Origin of the sequence: Rhizobium ruizarguesonis, from assembly GCF_017357285.1 — a bacterium.
Classification (GTDB): Bacteria; Pseudomonadota; Alphaproteobacteria; order Rhizobiales; family Rhizobiaceae; genus Rhizobium; species Rhizobium ruizarguesonis.
The window spans coordinates 1,861,609-1,876,940 of the sequence record NZ_CP071678.1; the positions used below are offsets into that span (position 1 = coordinate 1,861,609).

A 15,332-nucleotide genomic window follows, 5' to 3' on the forward strand; every position below is an offset into this window, starting at 1 on the left:
GCCTCATGCTGGAAGGAACACCCGTGCCCGCTCTCCATGACATCCTCGATAGGTCCTACGACGCTTTCCTTTTCGACATGGACGGAACGCTGCTGAATTCCATTGCCGTCGTCGAACGCGTCTGGAGCGAATGGGCAAGACGCCACGGCTTCGAGCCGGAGGTCTTCCTGAAGACGATCCATGGCATCCGCGCCTCAGACGTGATCCGCGGGCTCGGCCTGCCCGGCGTCGATCCGGCCCATGAGGCGGATCTGCTGCTCGCCGAGGAGATGGAGGATGTCTCCGGCATCGTCGAGATCCCCGGCGCCGTCCGCTTCCTCTCCGCCATCGCTGAGGGCAGATGGGCAATCGTCACCTCGGCGCCGATCGAGCTCGCCAGGCGCCGCATGGCCGCCGCCGGCATCCCGATGCCGAAGGTCATCGTCAGCGGCCAAGAGGTCAAATCAGGCAAGCCCAGCCCCGAAGGTTATCTGCTCGGCGCAAGCCGCCTCGGCGTCGATCCGAAAAAATGCCTGGTCTTCGAAGATGCCGTCGCCGGCATTCTCGCCGGCGAAGCTGCCGGCGCCGGCGTCACCGTCATCACCGAAACCCACGCCACACCCTTCGAAACACCGCATTTTTCGATCGCCAACTACCTGACATGGCAGCCCCGCCAGACCGCCGAAGGCCGGCTGAAGCTCGCGGCGATCTGACCATTCGCGCAAACCGCTCCCTTTTTGTTGGAGGCAAGGTTTTTCCGCTTGCATTGCACGCGCTGAAAAACTAAACGAAGCAAGCCGTTTCGGCAGGTCGGGGCGTAGCGCAGCCCGGTAGCGCACTTGACTGGGGGTCAAGGGGTCGCTGGTTCGAGTCCAGTCGCCCCGACCATTTAAATCCTTGAAAACCCTAGTCTTTCCGGAAAAAAGTAAAGCCTCGAAAGAGGCAGGTTGCGAAAATTGGGGCCATTCTGGGGCCATGACAGCCACGGCACCCTAGTGACGATTCGGCCCAGCTATGGCATTCTCCGCGACATGCCCACACCGAAGCTTCGCCCCACCCTCGTTGAGAATCCGTACTTCTCCCGCGCCCATCCGCCAGATGCGACGAACCCGCGCACGATTCCCGCGATGATGGACATCCGCGAAAGCGCGATCACGACATTGGCGGCGAGAGGTGTTCTCGATGCTGCTCTGGTGGCCGCCGCGACGCACTTCCGGGCGCGGTGGGAATCGATGGGTGGCAAAAGTGCTTCGGCCATCGATTATGGTCGTGAACATGTCGACGGCGGCAAGGCGCGCGACCCCATCACGGAACGGCAAGTGAATGCGGGCAACTTGCTGGCCCGATGTCGGGCTCTCCTCGGCGCCCGAATGTACGGCCTCGTTTCCGCCGTCTGCGGCGAGGGGTTTGCACTGACTGAGATTTTCGCGCGAAAACGGGAACGGCTGACTGCGGCGGATTGCCTGCGCATGAGCCTTGACGATCTCGCCGAACTCTGGCGGATGGCAACGCGGCGCTGATGTCCCGCTTTGCCGCAGAGGAATGCCGACCGCGCCGCGCGGCTCGGCCTTATCGCAGCGCGGCGGCTTTTCATCCTCCTTGCCCCTCGGGCACTGCCGGCTCGATTAGCAGGTCCGCGTCAATCTTTAGCGGATCCAAGTACACTGGATGCTCAAGCAAGAGGTCGATGGCGAATCGCAACATGTCCGCCGCCGCCGCACGCTCAGCAGCAAATGGTCCCGCCTCGGGCTCAAGGAGGCGTTTTTTCGGTTTCTTGGTTTTCAGCCCGTGGACTATCGCTGACCGAACTTCATAGATTTTCTTAACGCTCGCAACGACGTCTGCTGGTTTTCGCGTTCCACTGAGCCTTGCTAGCGCTCCCGCACGTAAGCGGAGCTTGTAAGAGAGCGCTTGATTCTCCTGGTCACCGAGGAGCACTTCAAGGCCTATCGTCGCGTCAAGGATCGCGTCCACGGCGTCGTCGCGCGTCATGCAACTGTTCAGTCGCTTGAGCGCTATCGCGACCCTCTCTTCCCGCCGTCCAAGGATGAGATTGTAGAGCCTCCTAACGTCTTCCAATTCTTGCGAGGCGGAGAAGACGCTCGACCAGCGCGGCTTCGAGCTTCGCGGCGCCGATGTCCAACTGCTTGCGATAGCGCTTCCGCAGCGTCTTCGCGAAGATTTCGATCGGTGCCGCTCCGTAGTCTGGGCAATGCCAGAGATTTCTTGCCATCGTGCGGCCGTTGCGCGCGCCGTTTGCAGTGCAGGCAGTGCCATTCGACCGACAAGCCGCGGCCCAGGGGTGCTGGGCGGCCCGACCCTCTTTGTCCGGCTGATCGCTCGTCGGACGCCACCACTGTTTTTAAGCCTAAGCGAGGCCACGCCAGTTGGCCTTATCAAGTTGGCGGGCGACGATTTCTAAGGCGCCATTCTGCTGGATGCTTTCCAAGGACGCCTCGCTAGGCCTTCCGGGCCGCCAGCGAGGCAGCAGGCACCTCGACGGTCATCGAACTGGAGCGGTCCGTGGGGGGGGTCAAATTTCGGTTCGCTTGACGCATCTGAAGCCAACGTGACTGGTGGAGGTGTCCTCCGGTTCCGCATGACGGGCGGCGGGACGATAGCGACGGCAGTAGTTCGGCGCGCAGAGATGTGACCCGCCTTTCAGCACCCGTCTTGGGATTCGAACATTCGGTTCGCGGGGATCGAGGCTTGCTTCTCGGTCACCACCACGAGGGTTTTGACGAATGCAACACGATTTGGTCGCGGGTTGAGGATGGCGGGTTGACCAGTAGTCTGACGTCCACTCCCAGACGTTGCCGATCATGTCGTAAAGACCGTACCCGTTCGCGGGGAAAGACCCAACCGGTGAAGTCCTGTCGGCGCCGGGCCGCTTCGTGCTCATTGTGGGAAACGTTCCCTGCCACGTATTGGCCATAAGCTTGCCATCTGGGTTGAATTCGTCGCCCCAGGCGAATTCGGCATCGTCGATCCCGCCACGCGCTGCCAGCTCCCACTCAGCTTCAGTTGGTAGATCCTTGCCAGCCCAATGGGCGTAAGCCAGGGCGTCGCGGTAGGCCACATGAACGACGGGATGGTCGAGCTTCCCACGAATGTCACTGCGACCACCGTAGGGGTGTCGCCAGTCTGCGCCGAACTTGAACGACCACCATTGTGTTATGTCGGAGCCGATGACCGCCTTTGGTTGGGTGAACACGAGCGAGCCGGCCCGCAGCATTCCGGGAAGTGCCCCTGGGTAGTCGGCAGCTTGTGGCGTCATTTCCGCGACGGTGACATGTCCGGTGGCTTTGACGAAGGCGGCAAACTGGCGGTTTGTTACTGGCGTCGCGTCGATCCAGAAGCCGTCGACCTTGACCGGATGCGCAGGCGCTTCCTCCGGATAGTGCCTGTTCGATCCCATGGTGAACATCCGTGCAGGCACCCAGGCCAGCCCGTCGAATGCGGGATCGTATGCATCTGCTGCGCTCATGGCCATGCCCACCTGAATGTCCCTGTGTATCTCTATGACATGCGGTTTCTGATCGTGCCTATTGTCCTTTAGGGAGGGTGTTCGCGACGGCTCCGGTGGCAATTCGCAATCCCTCACGGGGATTCCCCAAAGGGCAATATCTGCTTACGCTAATACAATGTAGAAAATGGATGGAAGAGTGGACATGCCCTCTTCGGCAAGTCGAGGGTGACCGCGCGCGCGGGTCGAGAGCCGCGTCTCTACCGAAATGATCTGTCCGATTTGCCAGTCGGCAAATTGGACGTCGCCGACAAACCCTCTTTTGCTTCGACTCGTCTTTCAACCAACCTTGGTCGTCCATGTGGCGACCCCCTGAGGGAGGCATTCGAAATGAGACGGACTACAAAGTTCATAACAGCAGCAATGGCGGTCGCCGGCAGCCTGTTGGCGAGCACGGCGGCAATACATGCTCAGGAGAACAGGAAGCCCAACATCCTGTTCATCATGGGTGACGACATCGGCTGGATGCAGCCGAGCATCTATCATGAGGGCCTGATGGTCGGGGAAACGCCCAACATCGATCGCATCGGCCACGAAGGCGCGAAGTTCATGACTTACTACGCCGAGCAGAGTTGCACGGCAGGGCGCACTGCCTTTATCACCGGCATGCAGCCGGTGCGCGTCGGCATGGTTTTGCCGGAAATTCCCGGAAGCCCGTCCTACCTGCGGGCCGGCACGCCTCACCTCGCCAAGTTCCTGTACGATCTCGGTTACTCGACAGGCGAGTTCGGCAAGAACCATCTCGGAGATACCACCGAATCCCTGCCGACGGCGCACGGCTTCCAGGAATATTGGGGCTACCTCTACCACCTCGACGCCATGCAAGGGGTGAGCTTCCCCGACATCAACAAGACGGCGGCCGAGCAGGGGATCGCGCCGGCTTGCAAGAACACGCCGATCCCCGGACTTGCGGAGAATCCCGCAGCCGTGGACCCGAAGACCACGACCTGCCTGACGCCGCCGCGTCCGATGCTGTCGTGCAAGTCGTCCGACGGATCCCCAGCCAACCAGAGCTGCACCGACGAAGGTCCGCTGACGTTGGATCGCTCGAAGGGCATTGACGAGGAGATCTCGGCCAAGGTCATCGACTTCCTCGACCGCAACGATCCCAAGAAGACCAACAAGCCGTTCTTTGTCTGGTACAACCCGGCGCGCATGCACATCACCACCGTGCTGCCGGACAAGTACCAGGCCATGGTGGGCGAGCCCGGCGGCAAGGACTGGGGCGTCAACGAAGCCGGCATGAAGCAGATGGACGACAATATCGGCTACGTCCTCAAGAAGCTCGAGGAGATGGGCCAGCTCGACAACACCATCGTCGTCTTCACCACCGACAATGGCGCCGAGACGATCACCTTTCCCGATGGCGGCACCACCCCGTTCAAGGGCGGCAAGCTGAGCACCTGGGAGGGCGGCATGCGTGCGCCGCTGGTCGTTCGCTGGCCCGGGCACATCGAGCCCGGCACGGTCAAGAACGACATCTTCGCCTCGCTCGACTGGATGCCGACATTGGTCGACATCGCTGGTGGACCCAAGGGTGATGGACTGAAGAAAGAGATCGAGGCGGGTGAGTATCCTGGGATCGTCAAGACCACGCTTGACGGGATGGATCAGCGCGACTTCCTGGAAGGCAAGGCGCCATCCAAGCGCGACTCTTTCTTGTACTATTCCGGCAAGGACCCGTCGGCGGTCCGCTTCAAGAACTGGAAGATGTACTTCGCAATGGTGTCCGACGATCCGGCGGGCTTCATTCACGGAGTGCAGCCGTACTCGTGGACGCAGGTCGTCAACATCAAGCGCGATCCGTTCGAGACCTCGGTCGGAACACAGATCAAGACACTCTTCGGCATGGGCGGCGCCATTGCATCACCGTCCACCGCCTATGTCTATGACTGGAATATCCTGCCCATCGGCCAACAGTTGTGGCTGAAACACCTCGAGAGCTACATCGACTTCCCGCCACTGCAGAACCCTGCAAGCTACAATCTGGAGCAAGTTATGCAGCAGGTAAAGGAGATGAAGACCTCTGGCGGCACCGACTGACCGCCACCTGGCGTGCGAGACGGAGGGGCGGCCGGAAAGGCCGCCTCTCAAGACAAAATCCGATATCCGACGAAGGGCGGGACGATGAGCGATGTCATCCAAGCAGGTCGTGACGAAGCACGCTGGCCTCCGGTGATGGCGATCCTGGCGGTGTTCGCCCTTTTGGAGGTGCTACCGCACCACGTCTATGCCATGCCGCGATGGGTGTCATACGCGGTCCTAGTAGCAGCTATCGTTCCAATGATCATGGTGACGGTGTCGACCGACAAGGCCATGTGGCTGCGCATCGAGCATGTCGCCATCATGCTGCTTGCCAGTGTCTACGCAGGCAATACGGCGGCGGAACTCGGAGATATGGTCGGAATCATCACCGTGCATCCGCCCGAGACGCGATCAGTGTCGCTATTGACGTCGTCATTTACCATCTGGATCACCAACGTTCTCACCTTTTCGCTGCTCTATTGGCAGATCGACGCGGGCGGCCCCTCGCGCATCGCGCGTGGCATGGCGGGAAAACCCGACTGGCTGTTTCCCCAGGCGTCGGCTCCCGAACTAGCGTCGCCAGACTGGCGGCCGCTCTACATCGATTATCTTTCCCTCGCATTCAATACGGCGACCGCGTTCAGTCCGACCGACGTGCTGCCACTCGCCCGACGTGCGAAGGGGCTGATGATGCTCGAAAGTGCCATTTCATTGCTGACGCTCGTGCTCGTGGCTGCGCGTGCAGTCAATGTCATTCCGTAGCGCCTCGCCGGCGCCGCGGTCGTCCATTCGTGCCGAAAGGATCGAAGGTGCCCGTATGTCAGTGGAAGCCGATCAGCTTTCAACAATGATCAATCACGCGGTCGCGCCGGCGTTCATGCTCAATGGCGCCGCGGCGATGGTGGCGGTTTTGGTCAATCGGATTTCCGGCGTCACCGAGCGGATCAGAAACCTCCGTGAGATCCACGAGAGTGACGTCGCCCGAGCCCCGCTGAAGAAGGGAATCGGGGAGCTGAGGCGGCGTGAGCGCCTATTGAACAGTGCATTGCACCTGGCTGTCCTGTCAGGGATAGGCGTGACGCTCCTACTCCTATTCGGCTTCGTCGTAGCCTTTTTGGGATACCGTCACGAACCAGGCGCCGCCGTACTATTTGTTGCGGCACTCTGCTTCCTGGCGGGGGTCGCTCGTCCGATTCCTGCAGGACATCCGGCTGTCGCAAGGTGAGCACGACGACCGTCAGTTGCGCTGATCGCCGAATTGCTCAAGGCCCTCTCGCCTTCACTAATCTAAATTAGCGGCGGAAAACGGAACGAGGCATCGGCAGAAATGCTAAAACGGGCGCCGAACGTGCCGAACGAAATGTCAGTTGTTCATGTTGCAGGCGAGGCTATAGCGCCGCCATTGCAAAGGACGGTGGGCCTTCGATCGCTTTCAGTGCGGTTTCTGAGCGATCGCGATCATCGATTTTGCAAGGAGCGGAATCCTCCCGACATATTCGAAGTCGACGCCTTCGAAGCCTGTTTCGACGAGCAGTGTGCTGAGCGTTTCGGGAGACCAGAATTTGATATGGCCATGGTCCTTCAGAGGCATAAAATGGTCATCCATTTTTCCGCTCACGGCCAAAGCCAGATTTTTCCAGTAGCCGTGAAAAGGCGTCGATACGACCGCGATGCCGCCAGGCTTCACCAGATCATAAATGGTGGTCGAGAAAGCCTTGGGATCATAGACATGTTCCACCACTTCAAGGCTGATCACCGCGTCGAAGGTCCCATACCGGCTGGAAAGATCTTCGTAGCCGGAACCGATTTCCAGCGGAAGATCGGGGTGGGCCGTTCTCGCTTTCGCGATACCGTCCTTCGAGGGATCGACACCGACGACGTCATAGCCCTTTTCCGCAAGCACGGCTGCAGCACCGCCGGTGCCGCAACCGAGGTCGAAGACCGCTGTTTCTCTTGCCTCCTGGAAACTGTTCTCGAGAACATCGACAACGGCCGGCAGAATATAGGAATGGGCGGTCGCCGGTTTGGCGTGTATATAGGTAGTAGCGTCCAGTTCGATAGACATTTTACCTCCTGAAAACCTGAAGAAGTGAGCCGCCAATGGTACGGCGGACTTTGACGGGAGTGTGGTGTCGTTGTGGTATTACGGTGATTAACGCCGAAGGCGTTCGTGGCGACTAAGCGTCACTGCCGATTGCCAGCACCGACAGCGCGAGACATTCTCCAGCACGCCCGACGCTCGCCCGCCGGATCCCGAAGCTGATTGACAGGGTGCCCTGAAGATGCTGAAAACGGCCCGCGATCAGGTTTGCCGCATTCTCGTGGTTCAAAGGCCCGTTGCATCCGGCTCCGCTCGTTTCGACCATTTAAACTAAATAAAGCGATGAAATACCCTTTGAAGGTGCATCGCAAATAAATCCTTTAGTTCTTTTTGGTACTCCATCAGTTGGGATGGACGGTATTTGCTGATTTTTGTTAAGGTTATACCAAGATTAGAAGTGAATAAACCAATTTTGAATTGAAAAAAATCTGAAACCTCTTCGCATTCTCGCGAACTTGTGTAGATTAACATCATCCCTGTCACAGATAGCCTAGTGCGAGCGCATGGCGGATATGAAGCACAATCTAACTTGCAGGCAGAGCCTCGCCAACGCGTTCCAGGCTCTGTCGGACGAGGCCGTCAAAGCCGGCTGGTCGGAGGGCGATGTCGCCCTCGCGCTCGCCGAACTCGCCGAGGAGCGGGTGATCGAGGTTACCGCCAAGGTGATCATGGAAGGTTCCATCCATCCCCAGCTCATCGCCGCCGGCGGCCGTAGCGGCTAATCGGTCTTAAACCAGCAATCCTGCCGTTTTCGCTGCCGTGACGAAGGAAGCCTGTGCTGCGCGCGGGCTGCGCAGTCCGTCGAGCGCATCCAGGCAGTGCTGGCGCGCAATGCGATAATCGCGCCCACGCTTGCTCGGCCACTTTTTCAGATATTCGACGGCCTCCCAGACAGTCGAAACGATCAGGCTGCTGTTTGGAGAAAGGACCCGGACGGGGGAGGGAAAGCGTTTTTCACTCACGTCTGCACTCACTGATTCCTGCCACAAAACGCGGTCAAAACGCGCGGGAAAAAATTTTGTTCCATAATTTTGTCCCGCTGAAATTTGCGCAGTTGCTAAAGTTCAGGCCCTCGCGCATAATGGCTTTATGCCGGTTGCGGAGGGCGGCCGGCGATGCAAGCGTGGATGCGTTTGCCCTCGGAGGATATGCGGCGTGATGTTACGATCATCAATTCATCCGCATGATTTACCGCTATTTTCGGAAGATCTCGATCTGCTTTCGCAGGTGCTCGACAAGGTCTGCGACGAACGCGGCCTCGTCAAAACGACGCCGGAGGCCGAGCGGATCGGTGCGGTCATCATTCAGCTCTACAGGCAGGGCGTGAAGGATGGCGGCAAACTCGCGGATCTTGCAAAAACCTATCTCTAGTTCTGCTCGATCGAGACACCGTTCTTGCCGATGCTCATCTCGATTCCCTGCGGCTTGCTTTCCTCGTGGAAGATATAGGCGCCGAGGCCGATGACGGCGACGACAAGTACGCCGATGATGACGTAGAGACCATTGCTGCGGTTCAAGAGACTGTCCCCGATATGTTATAGGCCCGATATGTTGTGGGACGGTGAAACGCCCGGGCGGCCGATTGGTTCCGTCAGTCGTCGTTGGCGGCGTTGAGGTTTTCGGGCCGGATGCCGTCATCGCTGGAGGTGCGGGCGCGCAACCGGATGCCGGGGCCGCCTTCATCCTGATTGCCGCTTGACAGGAAAATGATGCCGTTGGCCTCGAGCGTGCTGCGCACATCGAACAGCGCGTGCGGCTCGCCGGCGAATTCGCCGTTTTCCAGCGCTCTCACGGTCTCGACCGGCAGGCCGCTGGCGGCGGCGAGCTCTTCGATGCTCATTCCGATCATGGCGCGCGCGCCGCGTATCTGCGTTGCTGTTATCATGATGGAAAATCTAGCGCATTTCCAGCGCTTCTCAAGTGGCCACGCTCTCACGCTGGGCGGTTTTGGTGCCTAAGGCACGCGCTCTTCAAACTTCCCTCAATTTTACACCGAATAGATCGTCATGCATGCGCTCGACCGCGATCCCCATTCCTCCCATCAGGGCGGCCCGGTTCCCAAAGCGACTGATCTCGATGCGCGGCGGATAAGGTGTACAACGCGGCAGGAAACCGCGGATGGCGTTTACGAGTTCCGGTCTTGCGCCGATGCTGCCACCGGTGATCACCAGTTCAGGATCGAGGGCTGCTCCGATTGCCGCAATGGCGACTGCGACCAGCCTTGCCGTCTCTTCTATTGCAGCCGCCGCGCTTGTTTCTCCTGCATTAAACGCGGCGAAGAGATCGGCCACGGTGGATGCGTTACGCCCGCCGAAACCGACGTAGCGGCGCAACATCGCGACGCTGCCGACCGCACTCTCAAAGGTTCCAAGCGTAAATCCGCCAGGATCAAAAGCATCTCCGCCGATCGGAAGATAGGCGATTTCGCCGGCCGCCCCACGCGCGCCGCGCAATAGAGCTCCGTTGGCGATGATGCCCATGCCGACACCCGTTCCGAGAGCAACGAAAGCAAAATTGCTGGTTTCGACACCGTGTCCCCGCCATCTCTCCCCTTGCGCGGCCAGGTTGACATCATTTTCAACGATCACGGGTATACCCATTCTGTCGCTGAAGACTTGCCGCAGATTGATTGCGTCGATGCCGGGGATGCTTGGCGCTACATTGATATGTCCGGTGGCCGGATCGAGCACACCGGGACTGCCTAGAACGACGAGACGCAGTTTGTCGGCACTCGTCCCGGCCGCAGACGCGAGTTCCATGATAAGATCGCTGAACTGATTGACGAGATGCATTCCACCGCGCGGGTCGGTGGATACTTTGGTTTCAGCAACCACATTCCCCAACAGATCGCAAATAGCCGCGGCAATCTTGGTGCTCCCGAGATCGATAGAGATGGCCAGTCCCGCCCTGGCATTGATTTCATAGGTGATCGCATTCCGGCCCGGGCGACCGTCAGTCTGCCCGACTGGCTTCAGCCAGCCGTCATCCTCAAGGTCGCGCACGACATCGGAAATCGTCTGCTTTGATAGGCCGGTTAGCTTGGCAATATCGGCGCGAGAGATCGACCCGTTCGCGAACACGGTTCGGATGACGGCATTGGTTGAAATTTTTCGTGCGATCGGAGTCTGTGCGACAGAAGATGTCATTGCCATCCGGCTAGCTCAGTCCAATTAGTTCGGAGCACATACTTAATGGGGCGATATTGAGTTCACAACTATCGCGACTAATCGGAATTCAATACATCGAAGCAGACAATTTGTCTATGTCCTTGACAAATGGGAGGCCAGCTGTAGGCTTTGGATTAACGTGCGATGAAAATGCGCGATGAAATAAAGAGGGTCGAGTAGAGTATGCGCCATACGTATCGTCTGGTTAGCCGTGCACCCGTCAAGATCGCTCGAAGAGGAACTGGCCTAGGCTTACCCGGCTATTTCCTTTCTCGCGTTCCGCCGACTCCTTGAACCTGGCTGCCGGGGATCTGCTCATGATGAAGCCCTCGATTGATGGACAGCTTTCCGACGAGCAACCTGTTTTACTGCCGACAATGGCACCAGGCCTTCAGGCGGACGTTCATCCAGCCGGGTCCGCTGATCTCGCCTTGTGCGGGGCAGGCAGCTTTGGGCGTGTGAGATTTTCGCCAATCAAGGGCTCTCATACTTATGAGATAGGGCCTTTCCGTGCCTCGGAGAAACCAGGAAATGCTTCAACCCAATCCCTGATCAATCCGCATGGCAAAGGCGACGGAGCCATCTCGCTCGAATTCGGAAAAGCCAAGGTGACGGTAGAAACCCTTGGCGCGTTCGTTGTTTGGGTCGACCCCGAGATGCACGGCTCCGACCCCGTGATTCCGAAGCGCTTGAAGCTCCGTGTCGATCATCCTGCGCCCCCAACCGCTTGCCTGAAGTCCGGGAAGGATGTTGATGTGAAGATGCGCCGGATACTCGTCTTGAAGCCACGCCGTTCCGCTGCGCGGATTTTGAATTCGTTCCATCACGTCGGCGTCGCGCAGACGGGTGGGTGCCAGTCCCGCAACCTGCTGGCGGACGAACGGCCACCAGTTTGTTTGCAAGTCTTTGTCGAATCCGCCGGTGTCCGGCACCCCTACAACGTAGCCGACCGGCCGGCCGTCCTGAACGAGAACAAAGGCAAAGTCTTTGGCGAACTTGAGGTAGGGTACCGACCAGATGTAGCCGGGCAGACGCGGGTCGCTATAAAGCGCGCTGGCATCCTGACCGCCATTCGCGGTTTTCAGGCAGATGTCGAAAAGAGCGTCGATATCCGCTTCAATCGCGGGGCGGATGAAGCAGCTGGTGTCCATCACTTTGCCACCTCCTGCGTGGCGCTTGGTCATTTTAGGTCGCGAGAGGAGCAGATGCATTGACGATTACCTCAGATTCGCCAGCCAGGCAAAGCTCTGGGGGAAGAAAACGTTCGGCCGGTGCTTAGCACAAGGCCTGGGCGGAGAGTGGAGAATAAACCAGATGAGGTGGAGCAGATGAACAGAACCGTGAAATCGATCAGCATACTGCCGGCATACCGATTGAAAGCAGCTGTCGCGCTTGCTGGCGCGGCGCTTTTGAGTTTTGGCCTTTCGGCAGCTGCGCGCGCTGACGACCTGGCTGTGTGGGATGACCAAACCTATGAAGGCCAGAGTGCGGTTATAGAGCAGCTTAACAAGGAGTTCGAAGCTGCCCATCCCGGCGTCACGATCAAACGCACCGCCCGCACCTTTGATGACATGAAGTTGACGTTGAAGCTTGCGGTTTCGGCAGGTGATGGCCCGGTCATCACGAAAGTCAACCAGGGTGCCGGTGACATGGGGGCGATGGTCAAGGAGGGATTGCTCCTGCCGGTCGACGACTACATCAAACAATATGGCTGGGATAAGCTCCAGTCGGATTCCGTGCTTGCTCGAGATCGCTGGGAGGATGGAAAATTTGGGGTCGGTAAGACCTACGGCATATCGGGCCTCGGCGAGATCGTTGGCCTCTACTACAATAAAAAGATCCTCGGCGATGCGGGAGTAGCGCTGCCGCAAACCTTCGAGGAGCTTCTGGCCGATCTCGACAAGCTGAAGGAAAAGGGCATTCCGCCCTTCATGATGGGCTCGGCAAAGCAGCATCTGGCCCTGCACATGATCGGCGCCATCGACCAAGCACATATCGACGCGAGCAATCGCGCCGAGCTTGACGACCTGATTTACGGCCGGGGCGGCTCCTGGAACACCAAGGGGAACATCGAATCCGCCAAACTCGTGCAGCAGTGGGCACAGGGCGGTTATTTTTTCCCCGGTTTCGAAGGCATCTCGGGTGACGACGCCGTCCAGCTTTTCATTTCCGGGCAGGGCGCGTTCCTTATCTCCGGGACCTGGTATTTCGGTGACATGCAGCACAATCCGGATATCGGCTTTATGGCCATTCCCGCCCCGAAAGGTATTTCCAAGCCCATGAGTGTCGGGGGCGTGGATCTTGCCTGGGCGATAACGAGCCTTGCCAAAACTAAGCCGACACAGGACGTAGCCGGCGCATATATCGACTATATGGTCTCAGAAAAGGCTGCTGAAACCTGGGCCAATGCTGGCTATCTCCCGGCAACTTCGCTCGCGGCTGACGCAAAGCCAAAGCTCACGCCGCTCCTCAGCTCCGGCATCGAAATGTGGAAGACACTCAACGCAAACGACGCTCTCGGCCATTACCCCGATTGGTCGAGCCCAACGATGCTGAAGACTATAGACGACAACACGCCGCTTCTTCTGTCCGGCAATATCACGCCCGAAGCCTTTGTCGATACTATGGACAAGGATTATCAGGCCTACCTGAAGGACAAGAAATAAAGATTGCGGGCGCAGGTCACGGCCGTCCCCCGCGGTCGTGACCTGCGTCTCGTCGATCCAAACAAATGAACATTGCGATCGGCTTGCTGCGCGATGACCACCGCTTTGGCTTTATGGAGTACTGGATGAAACGCTCCGCACTTGATGGCTCGCAACATACCAATTTTATCTATTTATTGCCTGGATTGCTGTTCTACGCGGCTTTTGTCTTTGGACCGATCCTCGCGGCTTTGGGTTTGAGCCTGACCAGCTGGGACGGCTTGACCATGCCCAAATGGGTTGGTTTGGGCAATTACGCCGATCTCTTTTCTGACAGTCGTTTTTATATTGCCTTGCGTAACAATGCCGAGCTTATGATCTTCTACTGTGTCCTGCCGCTCGTGCTCGGTATCGCTCTTGCTGCTTGCGTCTGGAATCTGAAGCAACGCGAACAACTCGCCCTGCGTACGTTCTTGTTCCTGCCTTATATCATGCCGACTGCCGTGTTGGGCATCATCTGGGCGTGGCTCTACAATCCTGCATTCGGCCCGTTCAATCAGTTTCTCAGAGCAGTAGGGTTAGGCGCCTTCGCACTCCCGTGGCTGGGAGATTTCAATTTTGTTCTTCCCGCCGTCGGGATCGTTGCCACCTGGTATTTCTTTGGTTTTTGTATGGTCATTTTCCTGACCGGAATCCAGCGCATCGACCCGTCTCTTTTCGACGCTGCCAAGGTCGATGGTGCGTCGGCGCGAAAAACCTTTTTCTGGATAACGCTGCCGCTTCTGTTGCCGGAAATAAGGGTGGTTTTGCTTTTGACGGTCATAGCGTCGATCAAAAGCTTCGACCTGATTTTTACAATGACCCGGGGCGGACCCGCCAACGCTACGCTCGTGCCGAATATCTACATGTATCAGCTCGGCTTCGAGCTCAATCGGTTCGGCGCCGCGGCGGCCATCGCCATTGTCGGCGCGATACTCACATTCGTAATCAACTATGCAATTCACCGATTTGTAGGATCGAAGCATAAAGGATTGGCTTGATGAGCCGTTCATCTAACATTTCCGCCGGTCCGCTATTCCTCCGCATTGTCCTCTGGCTTCTGGCATTCGTCACGATCATCCCCTTCCTGCTCCTGCTTCTAACCTCAATAAAGAGCAAGGCTGACGTTCTGCAGGGTGCATTCGCGTTGCCGGCATACCCACATTTCGAAAATTACGTCGATGCCTGGAATGCCGGACATTTCAACATTTACTTCTGGAATTCGATCATCGTTGTCATACCCGTCGTTGCTGCAAGCGTCTTTTTAGGCCTGCTGACCGGTTTTGCCTTCGCATACCTGTCATTTCCGCTGCGGCGTACGCTGTTCGCTATCCTGACCCTCGGCATGATGGTGCCGGCGGAAGCCTTCATCATCCCGCTCTATTATGAAATGCGGTATCTCGGATTGATCAATACCTATGCGGCTCTGATTGTGCCGCAGATCGCCATGTCGATTCCATTCTCAACGATCTTCCTCGCCAGCGCGATGCAGCAACTGCCGGAAGAAGTTCTCGAAGCGGCAGTTCTCGATGGCGCCGGACGCTTCTATATCCTGCGCAAGATCGTTATCCCGCTCATGGTGCCGGCAATGTCGACACTGGCGCTGTTTCTGTTCATATGGACCTGGAACGAGTTTCTCATTCCGTTCATTCTGGTCAACGACGACGCCTATCGGACGCTGCCCCTCGGCATGCTGTTTTTCCAAGGGCGTTATACCGTCAACACACCGGTTCTGACCGCCGGCGCGGTGATCGTGATTTTCCCGCTCATCGTGACTTATCTGGTTTTCCAGCGACGGTTCATTGCTGGCCTGACGGCAGGAGCGACGAAATAGACAGCCGATGCGGTCG

18 protein-coding genes and 1 tRNA gene are annotated in these 15,332 nt (G+C 58.2%); 11 read left to right on the forward strand and 8 right to left on the reverse strand.

Translation table 11 applies throughout. The features are described from left to right. Positions 1-23: 23 nt before the first annotated feature. The 3 genes from J3P73_RS09215 (at position 24) to J3P73_RS09225 (ending at position 1,499) form a co-directional block, all read left to right on the forward strand. Positions 24-692, forward strand: a complete 669-nt coding sequence (locus tag J3P73_RS09215; protein ID WP_018070479.1) for an HAD family hydrolase — start codon at positions 24-26, stop codon at positions 690-692. Positions 693-790: 98 nt separating this feature from the next. Continuing rightward, positions 791-867, forward strand: a tRNA-Pro gene (locus J3P73_RS09220). A 143-nt stretch (positions 868-1,010) separates the two neighbouring features. Continuing rightward, positions 1,011-1,499, forward strand: a complete 489-nt coding sequence (locus tag J3P73_RS09225) for a hypothetical protein (protein ID WP_029767859.1) — start codon at positions 1,011-1,013, stop codon at positions 1,497-1,499. A 70-nt stretch (positions 1,500-1,569) separates the two neighbouring features. Here J3P73_RS09225 and J3P73_RS09230 read toward each other — a convergent pair whose 3' ends face one another. Both J3P73_RS09230 and J3P73_RS09235 read right to left on the reverse strand, forming a co-directional pair. Continuing rightward, positions 1,570-2,058, reverse strand: a complete 489-nt coding sequence (locus tag J3P73_RS09230; RefSeq protein WP_075224201.1) for a HEPN domain-containing protein — start codon at positions 2,056-2,058, stop codon at positions 1,570-1,572. A gap of 454 nt (positions 2,059-2,512) precedes the next feature. Continuing rightward, positions 2,513-3,472 carry a formylglycine-generating enzyme family protein gene (locus tag J3P73_RS09235; RefSeq protein ID WP_024321148.1) on the reverse strand — a complete coding sequence of 320 codons (960 nt, stop codon included), beginning with the start codon at positions 3,470-3,472 and terminating at the stop codon, positions 2,513-2,515. A 396-nt stretch (positions 3,473-3,868) separates the two neighbouring features. On the opposite strand from J3P73_RS09235, the gene J3P73_RS09240 reads away from it, so the two are divergent. The 3 genes from J3P73_RS09240 (at position 3,869) to J3P73_RS09250 (ending at position 6,755) form a co-directional block, all read left to right on the forward strand. Then, positions 3,869-5,548, forward strand: a complete 1,680-nt coding sequence (locus J3P73_RS09240) for an arylsulfatase (protein ID WP_130717122.1) — start codon at positions 3,869-3,871, stop codon at positions 5,546-5,548. A gap of 84 nt (positions 5,549-5,632) precedes the next feature. Then, complete coding sequence (locus tag J3P73_RS09245; protein WP_130691062.1) at positions 5,633-6,292, forward strand: hypothetical protein; 660 nt, start codon at positions 5,633-5,635, stop codon at positions 6,290-6,292. A gap of 55 nt (positions 6,293-6,347) precedes the next feature. Next, on the forward strand, positions 6,348-6,755 hold the full coding sequence (locus J3P73_RS09250; protein ID WP_245002722.1) for a DUF2721 domain-containing protein: 408 nt from the start codon (positions 6,348-6,350) through the stop codon (positions 6,753-6,755). Positions 6,756-6,962: 207 nt separating this feature from the next. Here the strand turns inward: J3P73_RS09250 and J3P73_RS09255 are convergent, their stop codons facing one another. Then, the gene (locus tag J3P73_RS09255) at positions 6,963-7,595 is read right to left on the reverse strand and encodes a class I SAM-dependent methyltransferase (protein ID WP_130691060.1); all 633 of its coding nucleotides are present in this window, start codon (positions 7,593-7,595) and stop codon (positions 6,963-6,965) included. Positions 7,596-8,134: 539 nt separating this feature from the next. On the opposite strand from J3P73_RS09255, the gene J3P73_RS09260 reads away from it, so the two are divergent. Continuing rightward, positions 8,135-8,353 carry a hypothetical protein gene (locus J3P73_RS09260; RefSeq protein WP_018069421.1) on the forward strand — a complete coding sequence of 73 codons (219 nt, stop codon included), beginning with the start codon at positions 8,135-8,137 and terminating at the stop codon, positions 8,351-8,353. Positions 8,354-8,359: 6 nt separating this feature from the next. On the opposite strand, the gene J3P73_RS09265 is transcribed toward J3P73_RS09260, so the two are convergent. Continuing rightward, positions 8,360-8,593, reverse strand: coding sequence for a DUF982 domain-containing protein (locus tag J3P73_RS09265; RefSeq protein ID WP_075224197.1), 234 nt, complete (start codon positions 8,591-8,593; stop codon positions 8,360-8,362). 196 nt (positions 8,594-8,789) lie between these two features. Between J3P73_RS09265 and J3P73_RS09270 the strand changes: the two genes are divergently transcribed. After that, positions 8,790-9,002 carry a hypothetical protein gene (locus J3P73_RS09270; protein ID WP_003558379.1) on the forward strand — a complete coding sequence of 71 codons (213 nt, stop codon included), beginning with the start codon at positions 8,790-8,792 and terminating at the stop codon, positions 9,000-9,002. Here the strand turns inward: J3P73_RS09270 and J3P73_RS09275 are convergent. The 4 genes from J3P73_RS09275 to J3P73_RS09290 form a co-directional block, all read right to left on the reverse strand. Further along, positions 8,999-9,148, reverse strand: a complete 150-nt coding sequence (locus J3P73_RS09275) for a hypothetical protein (protein ID WP_012756918.1) — start codon at positions 9,146-9,148, stop codon at positions 8,999-9,001. The genes J3P73_RS09270 and J3P73_RS09275 overlap by 4 nt on opposite strands. A 74-nt stretch (positions 9,149-9,222) precedes the next feature. Then, positions 9,223-9,516: a helix-turn-helix domain-containing protein gene (locus tag J3P73_RS09280; protein WP_018483592.1), complete on the reverse strand. Its 294-nt coding sequence runs from the start codon at positions 9,514-9,516 to the stop codon at positions 9,223-9,225. 85 nt (positions 9,517-9,601) lie between these two features. After that, on the reverse strand, positions 9,602-10,783 hold the full coding sequence (locus tag J3P73_RS09285) for an ROK family transcriptional regulator (protein WP_130691056.1): 1,182 nt from the start codon (positions 10,781-10,783) through the stop codon (positions 9,602-9,604). A 551-nt stretch (positions 10,784-11,334) separates the two neighbouring features. Further along, positions 11,335-11,949, reverse strand: coding sequence for a GNAT family N-acetyltransferase (locus J3P73_RS09290; protein WP_020397376.1), 615 nt, complete (start codon positions 11,947-11,949; stop codon positions 11,335-11,337). A gap of 177 nt (positions 11,950-12,126) precedes the next feature. Between J3P73_RS09290 and J3P73_RS09295 the strand changes: the two genes are divergently transcribed. The 3 genes from J3P73_RS09295 to J3P73_RS09305 all read left to right on the forward strand — a co-directional run bounded on the left by J3P73_RS09295 (position 12,127) and on the right by J3P73_RS09305 (position 15,316). Next, on the forward strand, positions 12,127-13,464 hold the full coding sequence (locus J3P73_RS09295; RefSeq protein ID WP_018069427.1) for an extracellular solute-binding protein: 1,338 nt from the start codon (positions 12,127-12,129) through the stop codon (positions 13,462-13,464). A 125-nt stretch (positions 13,465-13,589) separates the two neighbouring features. Next, positions 13,590-14,483 carry a carbohydrate ABC transporter permease gene (locus J3P73_RS09300; RefSeq protein WP_130665472.1) on the forward strand — a complete coding sequence of 298 codons (894 nt, stop codon included), beginning with the start codon at positions 13,590-13,592 and terminating at the stop codon, positions 14,481-14,483. Then, positions 14,483-15,316, forward strand: coding sequence for a carbohydrate ABC transporter permease (locus tag J3P73_RS09305; RefSeq protein WP_020397377.1), 834 nt, complete (start codon positions 14,483-14,485; stop codon positions 15,314-15,316). Before J3P73_RS09300 ends, J3P73_RS09305 begins: the two co-directional genes overlap by 1 nt. Positions 15,317-15,332 lie beyond the last annotated feature (16 nt).

Excerpts from the sequence above, each read along its gene's own strand:
- J3P73_RS09225 (WP_029767859.1), top strand. The coding sequence starts at position 1,011 with ATGCCCACACCGAAGCTTCGCCCCACCCTCGTTGAGAATCCGTACTTC.
- J3P73_RS09235 (WP_024321148.1), bottom strand. The coding sequence starts at position 3,472 with ATGGCCATGAGCGCAGCAGATGCATACGATCCCGCATTCGACGGGCTG.
- J3P73_RS09240 (WP_130717122.1), top strand. The coding sequence starts at position 3,869 with ATGGCGGTCGCCGGCAGCCTGTTGGCGAGCACGGCGGCAATACATGCT.
- J3P73_RS09245 (WP_130691062.1), top strand. The coding sequence starts at position 5,633 with ATGAGCGATGTCATCCAAGCAGGTCGTGACGAAGCACGCTGGCCTCCG.
- J3P73_RS09250 (WP_245002722.1), top strand. The coding sequence starts at position 6,348 with ATGTCAGTGGAAGCCGATCAGCTTTCAACAATGATCAATCACGCGGTC.
- J3P73_RS09255 (WP_130691060.1), bottom strand. The coding sequence starts at position 7,595 with ATGTCTATCGAACTGGACGCTACTACCTATATACACGCCAAACCGGCG.
- J3P73_RS09260 (WP_018069421.1), top strand. The coding sequence starts at position 8,135 with ATGGCGGATATGAAGCACAATCTAACTTGCAGGCAGAGCCTCGCCAAC.
- J3P73_RS09270 (WP_003558379.1), top strand. The coding sequence starts at position 8,790 with ATGTTACGATCATCAATTCATCCGCATGATTTACCGCTATTTTCGGAA.
- J3P73_RS09280 (WP_018483592.1), bottom strand. The coding sequence starts at position 9,516 with ATGATAACAGCAACGCAGATACGCGGCGCGCGCGCCATGATCGGAATG.
- J3P73_RS09285 (WP_130691056.1), bottom strand. The coding sequence starts at position 10,783 with ATGGCAATGACATCTTCTGTCGCACAGACTCCGATCGCACGAAAAATT.
- J3P73_RS09290 (WP_020397376.1), bottom strand. The coding sequence starts at position 11,949 with ATGGACACCAGCTGCTTCATCCGCCCCGCGATTGAAGCGGATATCGAC.
- J3P73_RS09295 (WP_018069427.1), top strand. The coding sequence starts at position 12,127 with ATGAACAGAACCGTGAAATCGATCAGCATACTGCCGGCATACCGATTG.
- J3P73_RS09300 (WP_130665472.1), top strand. The coding sequence starts at position 13,590 with ATGAAACGCTCCGCACTTGATGGCTCGCAACATACCAATTTTATCTAT.
- J3P73_RS09305 (WP_020397377.1), top strand. The coding sequence starts at position 14,483 with ATGAGCCGTTCATCTAACATTTCCGCCGGTCCGCTATTCCTCCGCATT.